We start from the raw sequence: 16,333 nt of genomic DNA on the forward strand, positions 1-16,333 counted from the left end.
GCGACGTGACACGGCTCTGCTGCGACGCCAGACTAACCAGTCGGTATGTAACAAGGGAAGGGCTCCGGACAGCCGCGCGGGCGGTCCGGCCACAGGCCCCGCCCCGAGTCCACACAGGACCCGGCCGCGTCCGAGCCCTGCGGACCTCCCCCCGGAGCCCTTAGCGTGCCTGTGCCAGCCTTCCGCGATCACGGAGGTCCCATCATGCGCATGTCCCGACGGTCCCTGCTCGCGGCCGGCACGGCCGCGGCCGCCCTGACCCCCCTGCCCGCCGGGGCGGCGGAGCGGCCCGCGCGCTCCGGCCCCCGGCTGCGCACCGGATTCGAGCGCCTGGCCGGGGACGGGTACGCCCTGCTCGACGGCAGACGTGTGGGCATCGTCACCAACCCCACGGGCGTCACCCGCGACGTCCGGCACATCGTCGACGTCATGCACGCGGACTCCCGTGTGGACCTGACGGCGGTCTTCGGCCCCGAGCACGGTTTCCGTGGCACCGCGCAGGCGGGCGGGTCCGAGGGGCGCTACGACGATCCGGCGACCGGACTGCCCGTCTACGACACGTATCTGAAGAGCGGCCAGGCGCTCGCGGACGTGTTCACCGCGTCCGGCGTGGACACCGTCGTCTTCGACATCCAGGACGCGGGGGCGCGCTTCTACACGTACATCTGGACGCTGTACGACTGCATGGAAGCGGCGCAGCTCGCCGGGAAACGGTTCGTGGTCCTCGACCGGCCGAACCCGGTCACCGGGCGCTCGGCCCAAGGGCCCGTCCTGCACAAGGAGTTCGCGACGTTCGTCGGGCGGCAGCCGATCGCGCAGGCGCACGGGATGACGGTGGCGGAGCTGGCCCGGCTCTTCAACGGGGAGTTCCTGGCGGCGCCGGTGGAACTGGACACCGTGCTCATGTCGGGCTGGAGCCGCGACCGGTTCTACGACGCCTCGGGGCTGCCCTGGGTGCCGCCGAGCCCGAACATGCCGACGGCGGACACCGCGCTGGTGTACTCCGGGACCTGTCTCTTCGAGGGGACGAACCTGTCGGAGGGCCGGGGCACGACGCGCCCGTTCGAACTGCTCGGCGCGGAGGGCGTCGACGGGCGCTGGGCGGCGGCGGCCGGTGAACTGGCCCTGCCCGGCGTGCACTTCAGAGAGGCCTACTTCGCTCCGACCTTCTCCAAGTTCCAGGGAAAGACCATCGGGGGCGTCCAGATCCATGTGCACGACCGGGCGGCGTACGAGCCCGTCCGCGCCGGGATCGCCCTCCTGGTGACCGCGAGGAAGGTGTGGAGCGGCTTCGCCTGGCGCTCCGACAACTGGATCGACAAGCTGACGGGCTCGACGCTGGTGCGCACGATGATCGACGCGGGTGCCGGGACCGACGAGGTCGTGGCGGGCTGGCAGGACGAACTGGACGCCTTCCGCACGGTCCGGAAGCACTACCTCAGCTACAAGTAGGCCGGGGCCGCTTCCACGGACGAGTGAATGCGTGACGGATAGGTCGTCATGTATGGCCAACTTTCCCCGCCGGGTGGACGATGCGCCCATATCGCACCGCCCGCGGGGTCAGGGGGCCTGACATGACGGAACCGGCAGTGAGTGTTTCTCCCTACTGGGAGCTGACGTTCGACGCGGACGGTGACGTGGACGGCCGAGAACGGGACCGATGGCTCCAGGAGGTGCCGCGGCGAAAGGTCCGCGACCTGATCGTCTTCACGCACGGCTGGAACAGCGACCGTTCGGCGGCCACCCGCCTCTTCAGCGAGTTCTTCGCGCCGGTTCCCGAGCTCGCGCCGGCCGCGCGCCTGGGATACGTGGGGGTGGTCTGGCCCTCGATGCGGTTCTCGGACGAACCGATCCCGGACTTCCCCAGGTCGGTGGCCGCCGCCCTCGCCCCTGCCGCCGCCTCGCGGCTCGGCAAGGACACCCGGCACGCCCTCCTGGAGGTGTTCCCCGGCCGGGCCACCGTGGTCGAGCAGATAGCCCGGCTGCTCGACCAGCAGCCGGACGACGAAGCCTCGTTGGAGGAGTTCGGCCGTCTCGTACGGCTGCTGGTCGAGGTCCGGCCTCAGGGACCGCAGACCTCCTTCGCGGCGGACACCCTCGCGGAGGGCGTCCCGGAGAGCGATCCCGAGATGCTCTTCGGGGACACCGCGACGGTGTGCGGCGAGTTCGCGCGGGCGCTCGCGGGCACGGACGCCCCCGGCGCCGCGACGTTCGCGCTGCCCAGGCCGTGGGACGGGGCGCTGGAACTGCTGCGCCAGGCGACGTACTACGCGATGAAGAGACGCGCGGGCACGGTCGGCGAGCGCGGGCTCGGGCCGGCGGTCGGCCGGCTCGCGGCGGTGGCGCCCGATGTGCGCGTGCATCTGGTCGGGCACAGCTTCGGCGGCCGGCTGGTCTCCTTCGCGCTGCGCGGGCTGCCTCCCGGAGTGCACACCGTGAAGTCGGTGACGTTGCTCCAAGGCGCCTTCTCGCACTACGCGTTCGCCGCGCGGCTGCCCCACGATCCGCGGGCGAGCGGTGTGCTGGACGGCCAGTACCACCGGATCGACGGCCCGCTGGTGTGCTGCTACTCCCACTTCGACTCGGCGCTCGGCACGGTCTACCCGCTGGCCTCGCGGATGGCCGGGGACGACCGGTCGGTCGTGGCGGACTTCGGCATCGGCCGCGCGCTCGGCGCGCAGTGGGGTGCGATGGGCCACGACGGGGTGCAGGCGGTGCCGGGGACGAAGTCGTTCACGCTCGCCGAGGCGTTGCGCACCCGGCTTCCGGTCTCGGGGTGCGTGAACGTCGACGCCGCCTCGGTGGTGTGCCGGGGCGGCGCCCCGGCGGGCGCGCACAGCGACATCTGCCATCGTGAGCTGGCCCAGGTGGTGCTGGCGGCGGGCCGCGTCCGCTGACCCGCCGCCGCTTCGGCGCCGAACCGCCCTGGGGCGTGCCCTAGGAGCGGTTCCGGCGCCGCTTCGTGCTCGTGCTCATCGGTGCGAGGTGTACTCGACGACCTGCTGGAAGGTCGGCCGGTTCTGCCAGGTGATCTTGCCGTGCTTGATGCCGCCGAGCGTCCGCTGGACGATCGAGTCGGCGCACCACTGGTCGCCCGCCGAGCACTGGTCGTCTCCGGGGTAGACGGTCGCCGCGGTCTTGCCCGCCGCCTCCTTGAGCGAGCTGATCAGGAGGTCCCGGCAGGCGGTGAGGCTGCCCCCGCCGCAGTACGTCTGCGACAGGCCGCCCTGGACGGGTTCCCCGAGCACCTTCCGGATGTCCTTGTCGACATAGCTCCACCAGCCGTACTGGAAGGAGCTTCCGGCGTGCGAGCCGGTCGGTCCGTGTCCGGCGGACGGCGCCTCGTCGACGGGGAGGTTGTTGCCGAACGCGGTGTACAGGTCGCTGCCGAGCCCCGGCTGGAACTCCGCCTTCACCAGCAGCGGCCACCAGGCGTCCAGGATGCGGACCGCGTCGGCGTCGGCGTAGGTGTGCGAACCCGACGAGGTCTCCTTGCGCTTGGCGCCCGCCGCCACCCACGCGGACAGCTTGCTCACGGCCGCGGCCGCCGTGGAGTCCGTGACCGGGGAGCTGTTGACGACCTCGAGCAGGCCGGGGAGCACGTCCTCGGCGCGCAGATCGGCGAGTGCCGCGTCGGCCATCGCCTTCACCAGCGCGGACCTGGTCACCCCGCCCGCCGCGACGAGCTTGGACACCCGGTCCTCCAGCAGGTCCCCGCGGTGCACGGAGCCGTCGCCCCAGGACGCCGTGGTGTAGTCCTTGGCCTGCTTGTTGTTCCAGGAGATGTAGTAGTCCTGGTCCACCGAGTTGGGGTGCGCGGACGCCGGGGTGTAGGAGGCGGTGTTCGTGGCCGGGTCCCAGTTCTGCCACTCGTACGCGGACTGCGCCCACACCGGGAACTCCGCGTCGACCCCGCTCGCCCGCACCGGGTTGTCCCCGCTGTTGTAGTAGGCGGTGTGGGCCGAGTCCGCGTAGAACCAGTTGAAGGTGTAGTTGATGTTCTGCACCGCGCTCTGGAAGGTCGCCGGACTCTTCACGTAGTCGGGGTCGTTGAGCATCTGGAAGCCGATGATCGAGTCGGCTTCGTGCAGGTAGGAGGTGCGCAGGGTGGTGTACGCGACCTTCTTGCCGCCCACCGTCGCGCGGTATTCGACGGGCCCGTACTTGGTGCGGTAGACCTGCATCCGGTACGAACCGGCGGCGGTGCCGTCGGCGGTGGTCGGCTTCCAGGAGTTGGTCCGCTCGACCTTGTCCATCGCCGTGCAGGTGCCGTGGTAGAGGTAGTGGTAGTCGTCCTGGCACAGTTCGACGGCGTACGTGTCGATGATGTCCTGGCCGGAGGTCGTCGCGCTCCAGGAGTAGTCCTGGCCGCGCCCGAGTTCGACGTACATGCTCAGGCCCGCGAAGGAGGCGCCGCGGGCGCTGATCCCGGGCCCCTGGATCTCCTGGAGCATGAGGAGCTGTGGCGCGAAATAGCCGGTCTGGGGACCGAAGACGGCGATCGGGTGGCCACTGGCGGTGTGTTTGCCGCTCACCACGAGGGCGTTGGACATGCCGCGCTTGGCGGAGGTGAGCGAGGTCGTGGCCGCGGTCGCCGAGACGCCGGTGGCGCTCGCGGTGCCCGCGCTGCCGGTGCGGTCGTAGACCAGCGGCTCCTGGGTCACCGAGCCGGCGTCGGGCAGGGCCTGGCCCTGCGCGCTGTCGGGCTTGGAGGCGTACGGGAAGCTCTCACCGCCGTGCACGGTGAGCGCGGCTTCCGGGTCGTTGCGCTCGCGGAAGGACTCCCAGGCCTTGGTGCCCTCGGTCACGCCGTACTTGGACTGGGCGGCGAGCAGGGAGATGGCGTTGTTGACCTCGCCGCCGCCGCCGGAGCCGAAGAGCGAGCCGATGACGGATGCCAGCGCGACCAGGTCGGTCAGCTTGAAGTGGTCGATGGTGCCCGCGTTGGTGATGGAGTCCTTGTGGCCGGTCAGGACGTATTCACCGGGGAAGTAGCGGCCGCTGTCGGAGGCGTCGATGTAGGCGTTGATGCCGTCGATGTAGGCGTTCGCGTCGGCGAGGGCCTGCGTGCCGCGGGCTCCGGCCTTGCTCGTCGCGCTGTCGATCTGGGCCTGCAGATCGGCCTCGGTGTAGGGCGCGCTGCGCCAGAACTCCTGTTCCAGGCCCTGATTGGAGGGCGCGCCGCCGGCGAAGCTGGTGAGCTGGCCGCGTCCGACGTGCCGGAAGACGTCCATGAGCCACAGCCGGTCCTGGCCCGCGGCCCACCCGGCGCCGTACTCGGTGCCGTAGCGCGTGGTACCGGTGATGTGCGGGACGCCCGTCTTCTTGTCGCGGACGATCGTCACGTCCGTGCGGCCGCCGGGCTTGGTGGTCGACTCGACCTGGCCCGAGGCGACGCCGAAGGAGGCGTCGTTGAAGAAGTCGTTGATCTTGGCGTCGGTGAGCGTGGAGTAGCCGGAGGGCAGGTTGCCGTAGAGGCCGAGCTGGTCCTCGGCGTGACCGGGCTGGGTGCCGAAGATCTGGTTGAGCAGGATCTGGGCGAGGGTGGCGTTGCCGTTCTCACCGGGCGGCAGGATGTCCGAACACTGGCCGCCGCAGTAGTCGTTCGCGGCGGCCGCGGCCGAGGTGTCCGCGGCCGCCGCCGGGGAAAGCGGCGACAAAAGACCGGCAATGAGCACGCATAGGGATGCCGCCTTGAGGAACTTGGGGAATCTGCGGGGAGTTCTCAGTCTGTCCAAGGTGGTGCGTGGGGTGCTGGGTGCCATGTCAGCTCCTACGAACGGGGGTGGCCGGACGTTACCGCCGGTATCCCCGAGTTTGAAGATGAACATGCGTCAGTTTTTGGGATTCACAGCGAGTGAGGGCACGCCGGGGTTCCGGCGGGCGGCCGGCCGACGGTGACGGGAGGCGGGCTCAGGACACTCGGCGAGTGGCTCGCGGGGGTCGTCGAAAAATTGGATGGAGCCGAATCGCTTGTCGATACGTCTACTCGACGACGTCCGTACGGGACGGCGCCGAAGTGACCGGAGTACAGGTGCAGGTGTGACGGAGGTGCAGGACGATGGCCGGTTTCCGGAGTCTGGCGAGACAGGCGCGAGATCCGAGGTGTGATCTGGCGCTGCGGCGGTACTCACTGCGCAAGTGCCTGGAGAGGTTCGCCCCTTACGGGCATCGGGCGACCTGGGACCATCTGTGCTCCCGGGCGGGGTTCGACCCCGAGGACCGCTCCCCCGATCCGGCGCGGCTCGTGGCCGCACTGGACGAACTGGAGGAGGCCCGCTCCGTCTGGCTCGCCTACGAGGTCGAGTTCGCCGAGCGCCGCAAGAAGGAGAAGCACGACGGGCTGCGCAGGCCGGGCACCGTCGACGACTGGCACCGGCTGACCTGGGGCGGCTTCGGCGTCGCCTGGTGCGACGACCCCCGTGTCCACCCCCATGAACCGCTGGCCGAGGTGCTGCGCCGGCTGATCGCGGCACTGGAGCGCGAACCGGGCACCGGCTGCCCCGTGTGCGCCGGTGAGCGCCTCGTCTGGATGTACGACCTGGCCCACGAACCGTCGTCGGGCCCCGTCTGCACGAGCTGCGGAATCGTGGTGCCGCGGCCCGTCCTGACCCCGGAGGCCCTGGCCGGCGCCAGGCGCGTCCGGCTGCTCGTGTCCGCGTGAGCACCCCGCCCGGCCGAGCGGCGCGCCCGCGCGGCCGGGTGTCCTTCGAAGGCGCGGGGCGGCGACGGTAGCAGCAGGAAATCCACTGGTTCCAGCCGTTTCTCCGCCGGACAGTTGGGGGCGATGAAACACGGCTGAGCAACCCGAGGAGTCCCCCATGTCGACGCTGCGCGTCACGGCCGAAGTGCTGACCGTCCACGAACATCCGAACGCCGACGCGCTCGAACTGGCCCAGGTGGGCCTGTACCGGGCCGTGGTCGCCAAGGGCGCGTACCGCACCGGCGAGTGGGCGCTCTACATCCCGGAGCAGTCCGTGCTGCCGGCCCCGCTCATCGAGGAACTGGGGCTGACGGGGCGTCTGGCGGGCAGTTCGGCGGACCGGGTCAGGGCGGTGCGGCTGCGCGGCGAGCTGTCGCAGGGGATCGTGTGCCGCCCGAAGGCACTGGCGGACGTGGACCTCGCGCGGGCCGCCGAGGAGGGCACGGACTTCGCGGAGTTCCTCGGCATCGTGAAATGGGTCCCGCCGATCCCGCCCACGATGAACGGCGACGTCGAGGCGGCGCCCGATCTGCTGCCCTGGGTCGACATCGAGAACATCCAGCGCTACCCGGACATCTTCACCCCGGGCGAGCCGGTCGTCGTGACGGAGAAGCTGCACGGCTCGGCCTGCCTGCTGACCTACCTGGCCGACGAGGACCGCGTCCAGGTGTCCTCGAAGGGCTTCGGCGCCAAGTCCCTCGCGCTGAAGGAGGATCCGCGCAATCTGTACTGGCGCGCGGTGCACGGACACGGTGTCGCGGAGGCCGCCGCCCGGATCGCCGGACGCCTCGACGCGCGCCGCGTCGGCATCTTCGGCGAGGTGTACGGGGCCGGTGTGCAGGACCTGTCGTACGGCGCCGACGGCCGCCGCGAGGCGATCGGCTACGCCGTGTTCGACGTGTCCGCGGAGATCGACGGCGAGGTCCGCTGGCTGGACGCGCAGGAGCTGCTGACGGGTGAACTCCCGCTCGTACCGAGGCTGTACGAGGGGCCGTACGACGTCGAGCGCGTCCTGGAGATCGCCTCCGGCCGGGAGACCGTGTCCGGCCGCGCCCTGCATCTGCGCGAGGGCGTCGTGATCCGCCCCGGCACTCCCGCCCCCGACGGGCCGGAGGGGACCTTCGTCGCCGCCGAGCGGTACAGCCCGGTGACGGGCGGACGGGCCATAGCGAAGGCGGTCAGCCCGGCCTACCTGACCCGCAAGGGCGGCACGGAGTACGAGTAGGCGCGGCCACCGGACGTCAACGGCAGTCTCCCGCCGCCCGTTCCCCGCGCGGCCCGGGTTCGCACGCCGCCGCCGGCTTCCGCTCCTGCGGGTCCGGCACCGGGCGCGCGCCGGCCGGTTCCGCCATGAGACGGGAGCCGGCCCGGCGCTCGCCGAGGACGTCGTCGGGGTTGGAGAGCACACAGGTCTCCAGGGAGAGGCAGCCGCAGCCGATGCAGTCCGTGAGGTGGTCGCGCAGCCGGCCGAGCTGTTTGATGCGCTCGTCGAGTTCGGAGCGCCAGGCCCGGGACAGCCGGGCCCAGTCCTCGCGCGTCGGGGTGCGCTCCTCCGGGAGTTCGGCCAGCGCCTCCCGGATCGTGGCGAGCGGGATGCCGACGCGCTGGGCGGCCCGGACGAAGGCGACACGGCGCAGCGCGTCACGGTGGTAGCGGCGCTGGTTGCCCGAGGTGCGGCGGCTGCTGATCAGGCCCTTGGACTCGTAGAAGTGCAGGGCGGAGACGGCCGCGCCGCTGCGGGCCGACAACTGTCCGACGGTCAGCTCGTGGATCGTCTCGGGGATCTGGGGCACTCCCCCAACCTACCGACCGCGCCACCCGTCCGGTCCGTTGACATGCGCCGCCCGGCCGACCATGCTAAGCAGTCGCTTAGACTATGAGATGCGGGAGGCCAGGGACATGGCAGAGCCGAGGACGTTCGCGACGGTCGAGGAACTGCGGGGCGCCGTGGGCGAGCAGCTGGGATACACGGACTGGGTCGAGATCGAGCAGAAGCGCATCGACCTCTTCGCGGAGGCCACCGGCGACCACCAGTGGATCCACGTCGACCCGGAGAAGGCCGCGGCGGGTCCGTTCGGCACGACGATCGCGCACGGCTATCTCACCCTGTCGCTGCTGCCGCTCTTCGGCCCGCAGCTCATCGGCGTCGAGGGCGTGCGGATGGGCGTCAACTACGGGACGAACAAGGTCCGCTTCCCCGCGCCCGTCCCGGTCGGCTCACGGCTGCGCGCCACCGGGACGATCACCGCGGTGGACGACGTACCCGGCGGTGTACAGGTCTCCCTCGCCTTCACCGTGGAACGCGAGGGCGGCGACAAGCCGGTCTGCGTCGCGGAGTCCGTCTCCCGCTACTACCTCTGACACCGTCGCTCCGGCCGGAACGGGCCGGGGCTACGCCTTGAAGCCCACCATCCGCCGGACGAGGTCGGCGTACAGCGCACCGACCTCGTCCGGCGTGCGGGGGCCCTCGACGTTGAACCAGCGGGCCACGTCGATGCACAGGGACAGCACGGCGACGGTGGTTCCGGGGACGTCCGGGACGTCGAACTCGCCGGTCGCGACACCGTCCTGGATGATGCCGCGGACCTCCGCGTCGACCTGCCGGCGCAGCGCGATGATCTCCGCGCGGGCGTCGGGCCCGAGGGCCTCCAGCTCGTACTGGACCACGCGGGCGGTGGTGTGCTGGCCCGCGTGCCACCGTACGAAGGACCGCACGGCGTCGGAGAGCCGTTCGGCCGGCGTGCCCTCGGCCTCCGCGGCGGTGCGCACGATGTCGAGCGCCTTGTCGTGACCGATGCGGCTGATCCGGTGGAGCAGCTCTTCCTTGGTCTTGTAGTGGATGTACAGCGCGGCCGGACTCATGCCCGCGCGGCCGGCGATGTCCCGGGTGGTCGTCGCGTGGTACCCGCGCTCGGCGAAGGCCTCCACCGCGGCGATCAGCAGCCGCCGCGCCGCGTCCGGGGTCACCTCGGCCCACGGCTGCATCTCGCCGCCGGGCGTCTCCTGCGCCGTACTCATCGCTGTTCGCCCCTTCTCGACTGACAGGGTGAACACCATACCCCCGAACCTGAGCGGGCGCTTAGCGCCGGTCGGGTCCGGGGCGCGCCGGGATCAGAGCTTCTCGAAGGGGTCGTAGACCCGGCCACCGGGACGGCCGCCGTCCTGGCGGTCGCGGATCACCTTGGCCAGGGTGAAGGAGGACGTGACCAGATAGAGGACGGCGATGGCCAGGAAGGCCCGCACCCACGCGTCGGCCTGGAGCTTGAAGATGCCGAGCGCGGTGGCGGCCATGGCGACGGAGAAGGAGGCCACGGCCTGTCCGTAGAAGGCGGCCGTGTTCTGCTGCTTGACGGGTGTCTCGCTCATGGGACAAGGATCGGCGGACGTGGCCGCCGCCACATCCGCCGTCGTACTCAGGCACGTACTCAGGGTCAGAACGCCGAGACACCCGTCAGGGCGCGTCCGATGACCAGTTTCTGTATCTGGCTGGTGCCTTCGTAGAGGGTCATCACCCGGGCGTCGCGCAGCAGTTTGCCGACCGGGTACTCGTCGATGTAGCCGTAACCGCCGTACACCTGGAGGGCGTTGTTCGCCGCGCGCACGGCCGCCTCGGAGGCGAAGAGCTTGGCCTTGGAGGACTCGGTCGCGAACGGCAGTCCGCGGTCCACGAGATCGGCGACCCGCCAGGTCAGCAGCCGCGCCGCGTCCACGTCGACGGCGATGTCGCTGATCAGTTCCTGGACGAGCTGATGGTGGGCGATCGTCTTCCCGAACTGCTCCCGCTCGGTCGCGTAGGCCACCGCCGCGTCGAGGGCGGCCTGGGCGATGCCGACGCAGCCCGCGGCCACCGACATCCGGCCCTTCGCGAGCGCCGACATCGCCACACTGAAGCCCTTGCCCTCGGGCGCCAGCATGGCGCTCGCCGGCACGCGTACGTCATCGAGGGCGAGTTCGGCGGTGGCCTGGCCGCGCAGCCCGAGCTTGCCGTGAATCGTGCGGCGGGTCAGACCGGGGGTGTCGGTGGGCACGAGGAAGGCGGAGACGCCCTTGTGGCCCGGGGCGTCGGTGGAGCGGGCGAAGAGCAGCACGACATCGGCCCAGGTGCCGTTCGTGATGAACATCTTGCTGCCGTTGATCACGTAGTCGTCGCCGTCGCGCACGGCCCGCGTCGACAGCCGGCCCGCGTCGGAGCCGGTGCCGGGTTCGGTGAGCCCGAAGCAGCCGACGTACTCGCCGGAGGTCAGCCCCGGCAGCCAGCGCCGCTTCTGCTCCTCGTTCCCCCAGGCGGCGATCGACTTGGCGACGAGCCCGAGCGAGACGGAGACGATCCCGCGCACGGACGAGTCCCCGCGGCCGAGTTCCTCGGTGACCAGGCAGTACGCGAGGTGGTCGCCGCCACTGCCGCCGTACTCCTCGTCGATGGTGAGGCCGAGGAAGCCGACCTCGCCGAGCTTCTTCACGATGGACCGGTCGACGTCCTCCGCGCGGTCCCACGCGACGACGTGCGGGGCGATCTCGCGGTGCACGAAGTCCTTGGCGAGCTGCCGGACGGCGGTCTGCTCATCGCTGAGCCCGAGGTTCATGCCGGGTCACCCCACAGGTAGCGGACTTTGAATGCCGAACATTTAAATTAGCACTGCTAGTTTCATGGTGCAGCCCTACTATGTGCGCCATGGCCCGACCGCGCAAGCCCCTCCTCAGCACCGACCGCATCGTCGAGACGGCACGGGCCCTGGTGGACGCCGAGGGCCTCGCGGCCGTCTCGACGCGCCGGCTCGCGGCGGAACTGGGAGTGAGCGGGCCCTCCCTCTACAACCACTTCAGCACCAAGGACCAGATCCTGGAAGCGGTCGCGGACTCGGTGAGCGCGCAGGTCGAGCTGTCGATGTTCGAGGACGGCCGCGACTGGCGGACCGCGCTGCACGACTGGGCCGTCTCCTACCGCGCGGCCCTGCGCGACCACCCGAACATCGTCCCCGTCCTCGCGCGCGGGCCGGGCCGCAGACCGGCCGGACTCCGGCTCGCGGACGCCGTGTTCGGAGCCATGGTCGCGGCGGGCTGGCCGCCGGCTCAGGCCACCTCGATCGGGGCGCTGATGCGGTACTTCATCATGGGGTCGGCGCTGGGCTCCTTCGCCGGCGGCTTCGTGGACGACGAGAGCGCCTACGACCCGGCGGACTACCCCCATCTGGGACAGGCGCACCTCCTCGCCGACCAGCAGGAGAAGATCGACGAGCGGGCCTTCGAAACGGGACTCGTCGCCCTGCTGGACGGGCTCGCGGTGCAGTACGCGGGGCTGGTCCGGGAGAGCTGAGCGGGCCGGCGCGGCCGTTCGGTGAACGCCGAAGTGTCCGTGACGCGCGCTGGACGGCATGACAAGGCCGAAGGATCCGGTCGGGCCGGGGCTCTCGGCCCCGGCCCGACTACCGGGAGACCTGTTCCGGCGGGTGCCACGTCCGCTGCGAACCTTGCCCCGGCCGTCCCCCCGCTCCTCGGTGTCGATCACCCGCCGAAGCGGGGGCCGGACGGCTACGAACCTGCTCATGCGCCGCGTTCGATCAGTTGTGCCTACCGGCTGCCGGTGGGACGCGTCAGGCCTCGGCTCCGCTGATGTTGACCATCCAGCCGATGCCGAACCGGTCGGTGCACATGCCGAATGTGTCGCCCCGCATCTGCTTCTCCAGCGGAACCGACACCGTGCCGTCGGCGGAGAGCTTCTCCCAGTTGGCCGCGTAGCTCATCGGCTTCGTCGCCGCTCAGGCTCACGGCGAAGTGTGTGCCCGCCTGGTGCTCCCGCCCGGCATGCCTCCGCCTGGGTTCACCATCCGCCGCCGGCTCAGGGATAGAACCTGGCCAGCGACCACACGATGAAGAGGTCGAGAGCCATGACGGTGATGGACCACAAGGGGTAGTACGGAATAAACATGAACTGGGTGATCAGGCTGATCGCCGCCAGGGTGATGCCGGCCCCGCGCCCCCAGCTCTTGCCGGCCAGAACCCCTACGCCGGCGACGACGAGGGCCACGCCGATCAAAAGATGAAGCCAGCCCCACGCGGTCAGATCGAACCGGTAGGCGTACTGCGGCGACGAGAACAGGGTGTCGCCTGCGAGGCCGGCCGCGCCCAGAAGGATGCTGAGGGGCCCGCTCAGCATCAGCGTCACCCCGGCGAACAGGGTCACGCCGGTAATCGTTCCACTGCTGTCGGGGCTCCCCGGGCCTCGCGGCACCTTGGTGGGCATCGCTGCCATGCCGTCGCCTTCCTGTCCGGCGCGGCCACCGATGCACGCTGCCCGTGCGGGCCAGCCGCGCTCCCGTGTCATCTTCACCTCGGTCATGCGGCGTCGCGACTGCAATCCGCCGTGCGCGGGCTGTGGGCTGTGGGCTGTGGGCTGTGGGCTGTGGGCTGTGGGCTGTGCGCTGTGGGCTCCTGCAGCGTGTACTCGGCCTCGGGGGCCGGGAGCACGGCCAAGGAAGACGTGGACGGCTGGGCACTCAGACCTCGGCGAGTGTGCACCGGCGACGCGGACGCCGTGGCGGGTTCGGCGGTGGGCGCCATGCGCCGTCGCCCGGTCCTGTGGCATTGACGTGCCGGCGGGGTCAGGCTGGGAGCAAGGGGCCTGGTCAATCGTGGGAGGCGCCATGGGCAACCTGGTCGTCGTGGGGGTGGACGGCTCGCCGTCCAGTCTCGCAGCGGTGGAGGCGGCGGCTCGAGAAGCGCGATGGCGTCGTGCCGAGCTTCGAGTGGTGCATGCCCTCGGGCCCGTGATCGCGCCCGGGCCGATGCCGATGGCCGCCGCCTCGTACGGCCCGCCCGAGGGAGTGTTGCCGGACGCGGCCGAACGCGTGCTGACCGAGGCGCTGCATCGTGCCGGCAGCGTGGCACCTCAGGCGGAGGTCACCCACGACGTGGTGGCCGGAGAGGCGTTGACGGTGCTGGAGGTTCAGTCGCATGACGCTGATCTGTTGGTCGTCGGATCCCGAGGCAGGGGAGGCTTCATCGGGATGCTGCTGGGATCGACGGCGGTGTACCTGACTGCCCACGGTCAGTGTCCGGTGATGGTGGTGCGGGGGGAACCGAATGCCACCGGGCCGATCGTGCTGGGCGTCGACGGGTCGCCGGCCGGCGAGATAGCGGTCGATTTCGCGTTCGCAGAGGCGGCGCTGCGGGGAGCCGAAATCCTCGCCCTGCACGCGTGGACGCCGGACACCGTGCCCCTGCCCTTGGCGCCGCCGCAGTTGGCGGAGGTGCCCCGGGCGGGCACGGTCGCCGAGAACGAGGAACGTCTGCTGGCCCAGGCGCTCGCGGGCCGCCAGGAGAAGTATCCGCAGGTCCCGGTCAGACATGAACCGGTGCTCGGTGTGACCCACGAGGTACTGATCGAGGCGAGCAGGACCGCCCAGCTCGTGGTCGTCGGGGCCAGGGGGCGGGGTGGCTTCACCGGGTTGCTCCTGGGATCGGTCAGCCAGGCTCTGCTGCATCGGGCTCACTGCCCTGTCACCGTCGTCCCGGGCGGCACGCAGTGACGCGGTTTCACTCGGACGGCGCACCGCCGAGGCCTCCGGAGCGCGGTCCGGCCCGGTCGCTGAGAGCGTGGCGCAGGTACGTGCGGTGAGCCGTCGCCGCTGCATCGCCGGCGGCGGCGTGCCTCAGGTTCGTGATCACCTTCTGGACGCGATCATCCGGCCGCACGGTCGCTCCGGCCTCGCGGAAGAGAGACGGCATGTACGCTCCCGATCCCCCCTTCCGGCCCGTTCGGCAACGCCAGGGCTACCTCCCGCTGGAGGATCTCGGCCTGATCGGCGACGGCGCGACGGCCGCACTGGTGGGCCTGGACGGTTCCATTCCCTGGATGTGCCTGCCCCGGTTCGACTCCGAACCGCTCTTCTGCGGCCTGCTGGATCACGCACGCGGAGGGCATTTCACGCTGGCCCCGGAAGAATTGGCCGGGGCACGGCAGCGCTATGAACCCGACACCGGCGTACTGACCACCGAGATGCGCAGCCCCACCGGCGTGGTCCGCCTCACCGACGCCCTCGCCCTGCGCTCCGGCGCGGATCTCACCGAAGACGCCCCGGCGGACCGGGCCGAACTCGTACGATCGGCCCTGGTCGTGGACGGCCACGTCCGTCTGCGCATGGACGTGGAGCCCCGGGGCGGCGGGCAGGTACGGCCGCTGTTCAGCGGGCTGGAAGTGCGGCCGTCCCGACGGCCCGACCTGCGCTTGCACCTGCGGTCCAACCACCCCCTCACCGGCCTGCACGGCACATTCGACCTGCAGCAAGGCGATCGGCTGGATCTCGTGCTGTCCTGGGGCCGCTTCCACCGACACCACAGGTTCGACACCGACGCGATGCTGCGCGCGACCACCGAGGCGTGGCGCCGCTGGATGAAGCACTTCGCCTACAGCGGTCCCCAGGAGCCCCTGGTGCGGCGCGCCGCGATCACGCTGAAGCTGTGTGATGACTGGGCCAACGGCTCGCTGGTCGCGGCGCCCACCTCCTCCCTGCCCGCACCGGTCGGCGGGATCCGCAACTGGGACTACCGCTATGCCTGGATCCGCGACGCGGCCTACGCCGTCTTCGCCCAGCGCCGTATCGGATTCACCGGCGAGGCCGACGCCTTCCTCGGCTGGGTCCTGGACGCCTTCGAGCAGAGTGGGCGGCCCCGGATCATGTACACCCTGGACGGCAGCCCGGTACCGGACGAGGTCGAAGACAGCGACCTGGAAGGCTATCGGCGCTCCGGCCCGGTGCGTTGGGGCAACGGTGCGGCCGACCAGCGCCAGCACGACGCCTACGGCGAGATCCTGGACTGCGCCGACCAGTGGCTGCGCTCCGGCGGCGAGATCCAGCCCGCGCTGTGGGCCAGCCTGGCCGGGCTCGCCGACACCGCGGCTCAGGCGTGGCGGCAGCCGGACCAGGGAATCTGGGAAGTCCGCAACGAGGGCCGGGTGTTCACCTACTCGGCCGGGATGTGCCAGGTAGCCCTGGACCGGGCCGCGGCGATCGGTGAGCGGCTGGGCCTTCCCGGGCAGATCGGCATGTGGCGGGACTCGGCCGACCAGCTGCGCCGGCTCATCCTGGAGGAGTCCTGGGACGAGACGGCCCGGACGATCAGCGCGCACCTGGACGGCGGCGGCGCTTTGGACGCCAGCCTGCTCGCGCTCCCGCTGCGCCAGGTCGTCCCGGCCGATCACCCACGGATGGCGGCCACCACCACGGCCATCGCCGAGCGCCTGTCAGCCGGTGACGGCCTGCTCTACCGCTACCTGCACAACGAGTCACCCGATGGCCTGGCAGGCGACGAGGGTGCCTTCGTACTGTGCAGCTTCTGGCTGGTCGACAACCTCATCGGACAAGGCCGCATCGAGGCGGCCGAGGAGCTGTACGTCTCCCTGTGCGCCCGCGCGAGCCCGCTGGGGCTGCTGTCGGAGCAGATCGACCCGTCCACAGGAGAGTTCATGGGCAACTTCCCTCAGGCATTCAGCCACATCGGGATCATCGCCAGCGGCGTGAACCTCGCCCGAGCGAAAGCGGCCGGCACGACATGATCAAGCCCGGAGTGAAGCTGATCCGCATGTGAACTCCGCCCTCGGGGACACCGTCTCCGTCGTCGGTACCCACTGCC

The 16,333-nt window shown here is 70.9% G+C and carries 15 protein-coding genes and 1 pseudogene; 8 read left to right on the forward strand and 8 right to left on the reverse strand.

Translation table 11 applies throughout. From position 1 onward, the window contains the following. The first annotated feature begins 204 nt into the window (after nucleotides 1-204). Nucleotides 205-1,452: an exo-beta-N-acetylmuramidase NamZ domain-containing protein gene (locus ACIQ7M_RS26710; RefSeq protein ID WP_403648788.1), complete on the forward strand. Its 1,248-nt coding sequence runs from the start codon at nucleotides 205-207 to the stop codon at nucleotides 1,450-1,452. Nucleotides 1,453-1,574: 122 nt separating this feature from the next. Beyond that, the gene (locus ACIQ7M_RS26715; RefSeq protein WP_403648790.1) at nucleotides 1,575-2,897 is read left to right on the forward strand and encodes a serine-threonine protein kinase; all 1,323 of its coding nucleotides are present in this window, start codon (nucleotides 1,575-1,577) and stop codon (nucleotides 2,895-2,897) included. A 75-nt stretch (nucleotides 2,898-2,972) separates the two neighbouring features. On the opposite strand, the gene ACIQ7M_RS26720 is transcribed toward ACIQ7M_RS26715, so the two are convergent. Further along, nucleotides 2,973-5,765 (reverse strand): penicillin acylase family protein, encoded by a 2,793-nt coding sequence (locus ACIQ7M_RS26720; protein WP_403648793.1) that lies wholly within the window; start codon nucleotides 5,763-5,765, stop codon nucleotides 2,973-2,975. 296 nt (nucleotides 5,766-6,061) lie between these two features. Here ACIQ7M_RS26720 and ACIQ7M_RS26725 point away from each other — a divergent pair, with 296 nt between their 5' ends. After that, nucleotides 6,062-6,664: a hypothetical protein gene (locus tag ACIQ7M_RS26725; RefSeq protein ID WP_355773326.1), complete on the forward strand. Its 603-nt coding sequence runs from the start codon at nucleotides 6,062-6,064 to the stop codon at nucleotides 6,662-6,664. 157 nt (nucleotides 6,665-6,821) lie between these two features. After that, complete coding sequence (locus tag ACIQ7M_RS26730; RefSeq protein WP_403648796.1) at nucleotides 6,822-7,928, forward strand: RNA ligase (ATP); 1,107 nt, start codon at nucleotides 6,822-6,824, stop codon at nucleotides 7,926-7,928. Nucleotides 7,929-7,944: 16 nt separating this feature from the next. On the opposite strand, the gene soxR is transcribed toward ACIQ7M_RS26730, so the two are convergent. Beyond that, a complete protein-coding gene (gene soxR / locus ACIQ7M_RS26735; RefSeq protein WP_403648799.1) occupies nucleotides 7,945-8,496 on the reverse strand; it encodes a redox-sensitive transcriptional activator SoxR in 552 nt (183 codons plus the stop codon). Between the two features lie 106 nt (nucleotides 8,497-8,602). Here soxR and ACIQ7M_RS26740 point away from each other — a divergent pair, with 106 nt between their 5' ends. After that, complete coding sequence (locus ACIQ7M_RS26740; protein ID WP_355773332.1) at nucleotides 8,603-9,064, forward strand: MaoC family dehydratase; 462 nt, start codon at nucleotides 8,603-8,605, stop codon at nucleotides 9,062-9,064. Between the two features lie 30 nt (nucleotides 9,065-9,094). Here the strand turns inward: ACIQ7M_RS26740 and ACIQ7M_RS26745 are convergent, their stop codons facing one another. The 3 genes from ACIQ7M_RS26745 to ACIQ7M_RS26755 form a co-directional block, all read right to left on the reverse strand. Next, nucleotides 9,095-9,721, reverse strand: coding sequence for a TetR/AcrR family transcriptional regulator (locus ACIQ7M_RS26745; RefSeq protein WP_355773334.1), 627 nt, complete (start codon nucleotides 9,719-9,721; stop codon nucleotides 9,095-9,097). A 93-nt stretch (nucleotides 9,722-9,814) separates the two neighbouring features. Next, nucleotides 9,815-10,069, reverse strand: coding sequence for a YiaA/YiaB family inner membrane protein (locus tag ACIQ7M_RS26750; RefSeq protein ID WP_355773336.1), 255 nt, complete (start codon nucleotides 10,067-10,069; stop codon nucleotides 9,815-9,817). 65 nt (nucleotides 10,070-10,134) lie between these two features. After that, a complete protein-coding gene (locus ACIQ7M_RS26755) occupies nucleotides 10,135-11,286 on the reverse strand; it encodes an acyl-CoA dehydrogenase family protein (RefSeq protein ID WP_403648804.1) in 1,152 nt (383 codons plus the stop codon). Nucleotides 11,287-11,375: 89 nt separating this feature from the next. Between ACIQ7M_RS26755 and ACIQ7M_RS26760 the strand changes: the two genes are divergently transcribed. Continuing rightward, nucleotides 11,376-12,017: a TetR/AcrR family transcriptional regulator gene (locus tag ACIQ7M_RS26760; RefSeq protein ID WP_403648807.1), complete on the forward strand. Its 642-nt coding sequence runs from the start codon at nucleotides 11,376-11,378 to the stop codon at nucleotides 12,015-12,017. A gap of 277 nt (nucleotides 12,018-12,294) precedes the next feature. Here ACIQ7M_RS26760 and ACIQ7M_RS26765 read toward each other — a convergent pair. Both ACIQ7M_RS26765 and ACIQ7M_RS26770 read right to left on the reverse strand, forming a co-directional pair. Further along, nucleotides 12,295-12,502 (reverse strand): annotated as a pseudogene (locus ACIQ7M_RS26765) (VOC family protein); the annotation flags it as partial. 37 nt (nucleotides 12,503-12,539) lie between these two features. Then, nucleotides 12,540-13,040, reverse strand: a complete 501-nt coding sequence (locus ACIQ7M_RS26770) for a hypothetical protein (RefSeq protein WP_403648810.1) — start codon at nucleotides 13,038-13,040, stop codon at nucleotides 12,540-12,542. A gap of 304 nt (nucleotides 13,041-13,344) precedes the next feature. Here ACIQ7M_RS26770 and ACIQ7M_RS26775 point away from each other — a divergent pair, with 304 nt between their 5' ends. After that, nucleotides 13,345-14,229 (forward strand): universal stress protein, encoded by an 885-nt coding sequence (locus ACIQ7M_RS26775; RefSeq protein WP_403648812.1) that lies wholly within the window; start codon nucleotides 13,345-13,347, stop codon nucleotides 14,227-14,229. Nucleotides 14,230-14,236: 7 nt separating this feature from the next. Here ACIQ7M_RS26775 and ACIQ7M_RS26780 read toward each other — a convergent pair whose 3' ends face one another. Then, complete coding sequence (locus tag ACIQ7M_RS26780; RefSeq protein ID WP_403648815.1) at nucleotides 14,237-14,428, reverse strand: hypothetical protein; 192 nt, start codon at nucleotides 14,426-14,428, stop codon at nucleotides 14,237-14,239. Between ACIQ7M_RS26780 and ACIQ7M_RS26785 the strand changes: the two genes are divergently transcribed. Then, the gene (locus ACIQ7M_RS26785) at nucleotides 14,427-16,256 is read left to right on the forward strand and encodes a glycoside hydrolase family 15 protein (RefSeq protein WP_403648818.1); all 1,830 of its coding nucleotides are present in this window, start codon (nucleotides 14,427-14,429) and stop codon (nucleotides 16,254-16,256) included. The two genes, ACIQ7M_RS26780 and ACIQ7M_RS26785, sit on opposite strands and share 2 nt — an antisense overlap. The last annotated feature ends 77 nt before the right edge of the window (nucleotides 16,257-16,333 follow it).

This window comes from Streptomyces sp. NPDC096324 (assembly GCF_044763015.1).
GTDB lineage: Bacteria > Actinomycetota > Actinomycetes > Streptomycetales > Streptomycetaceae > Streptomyces.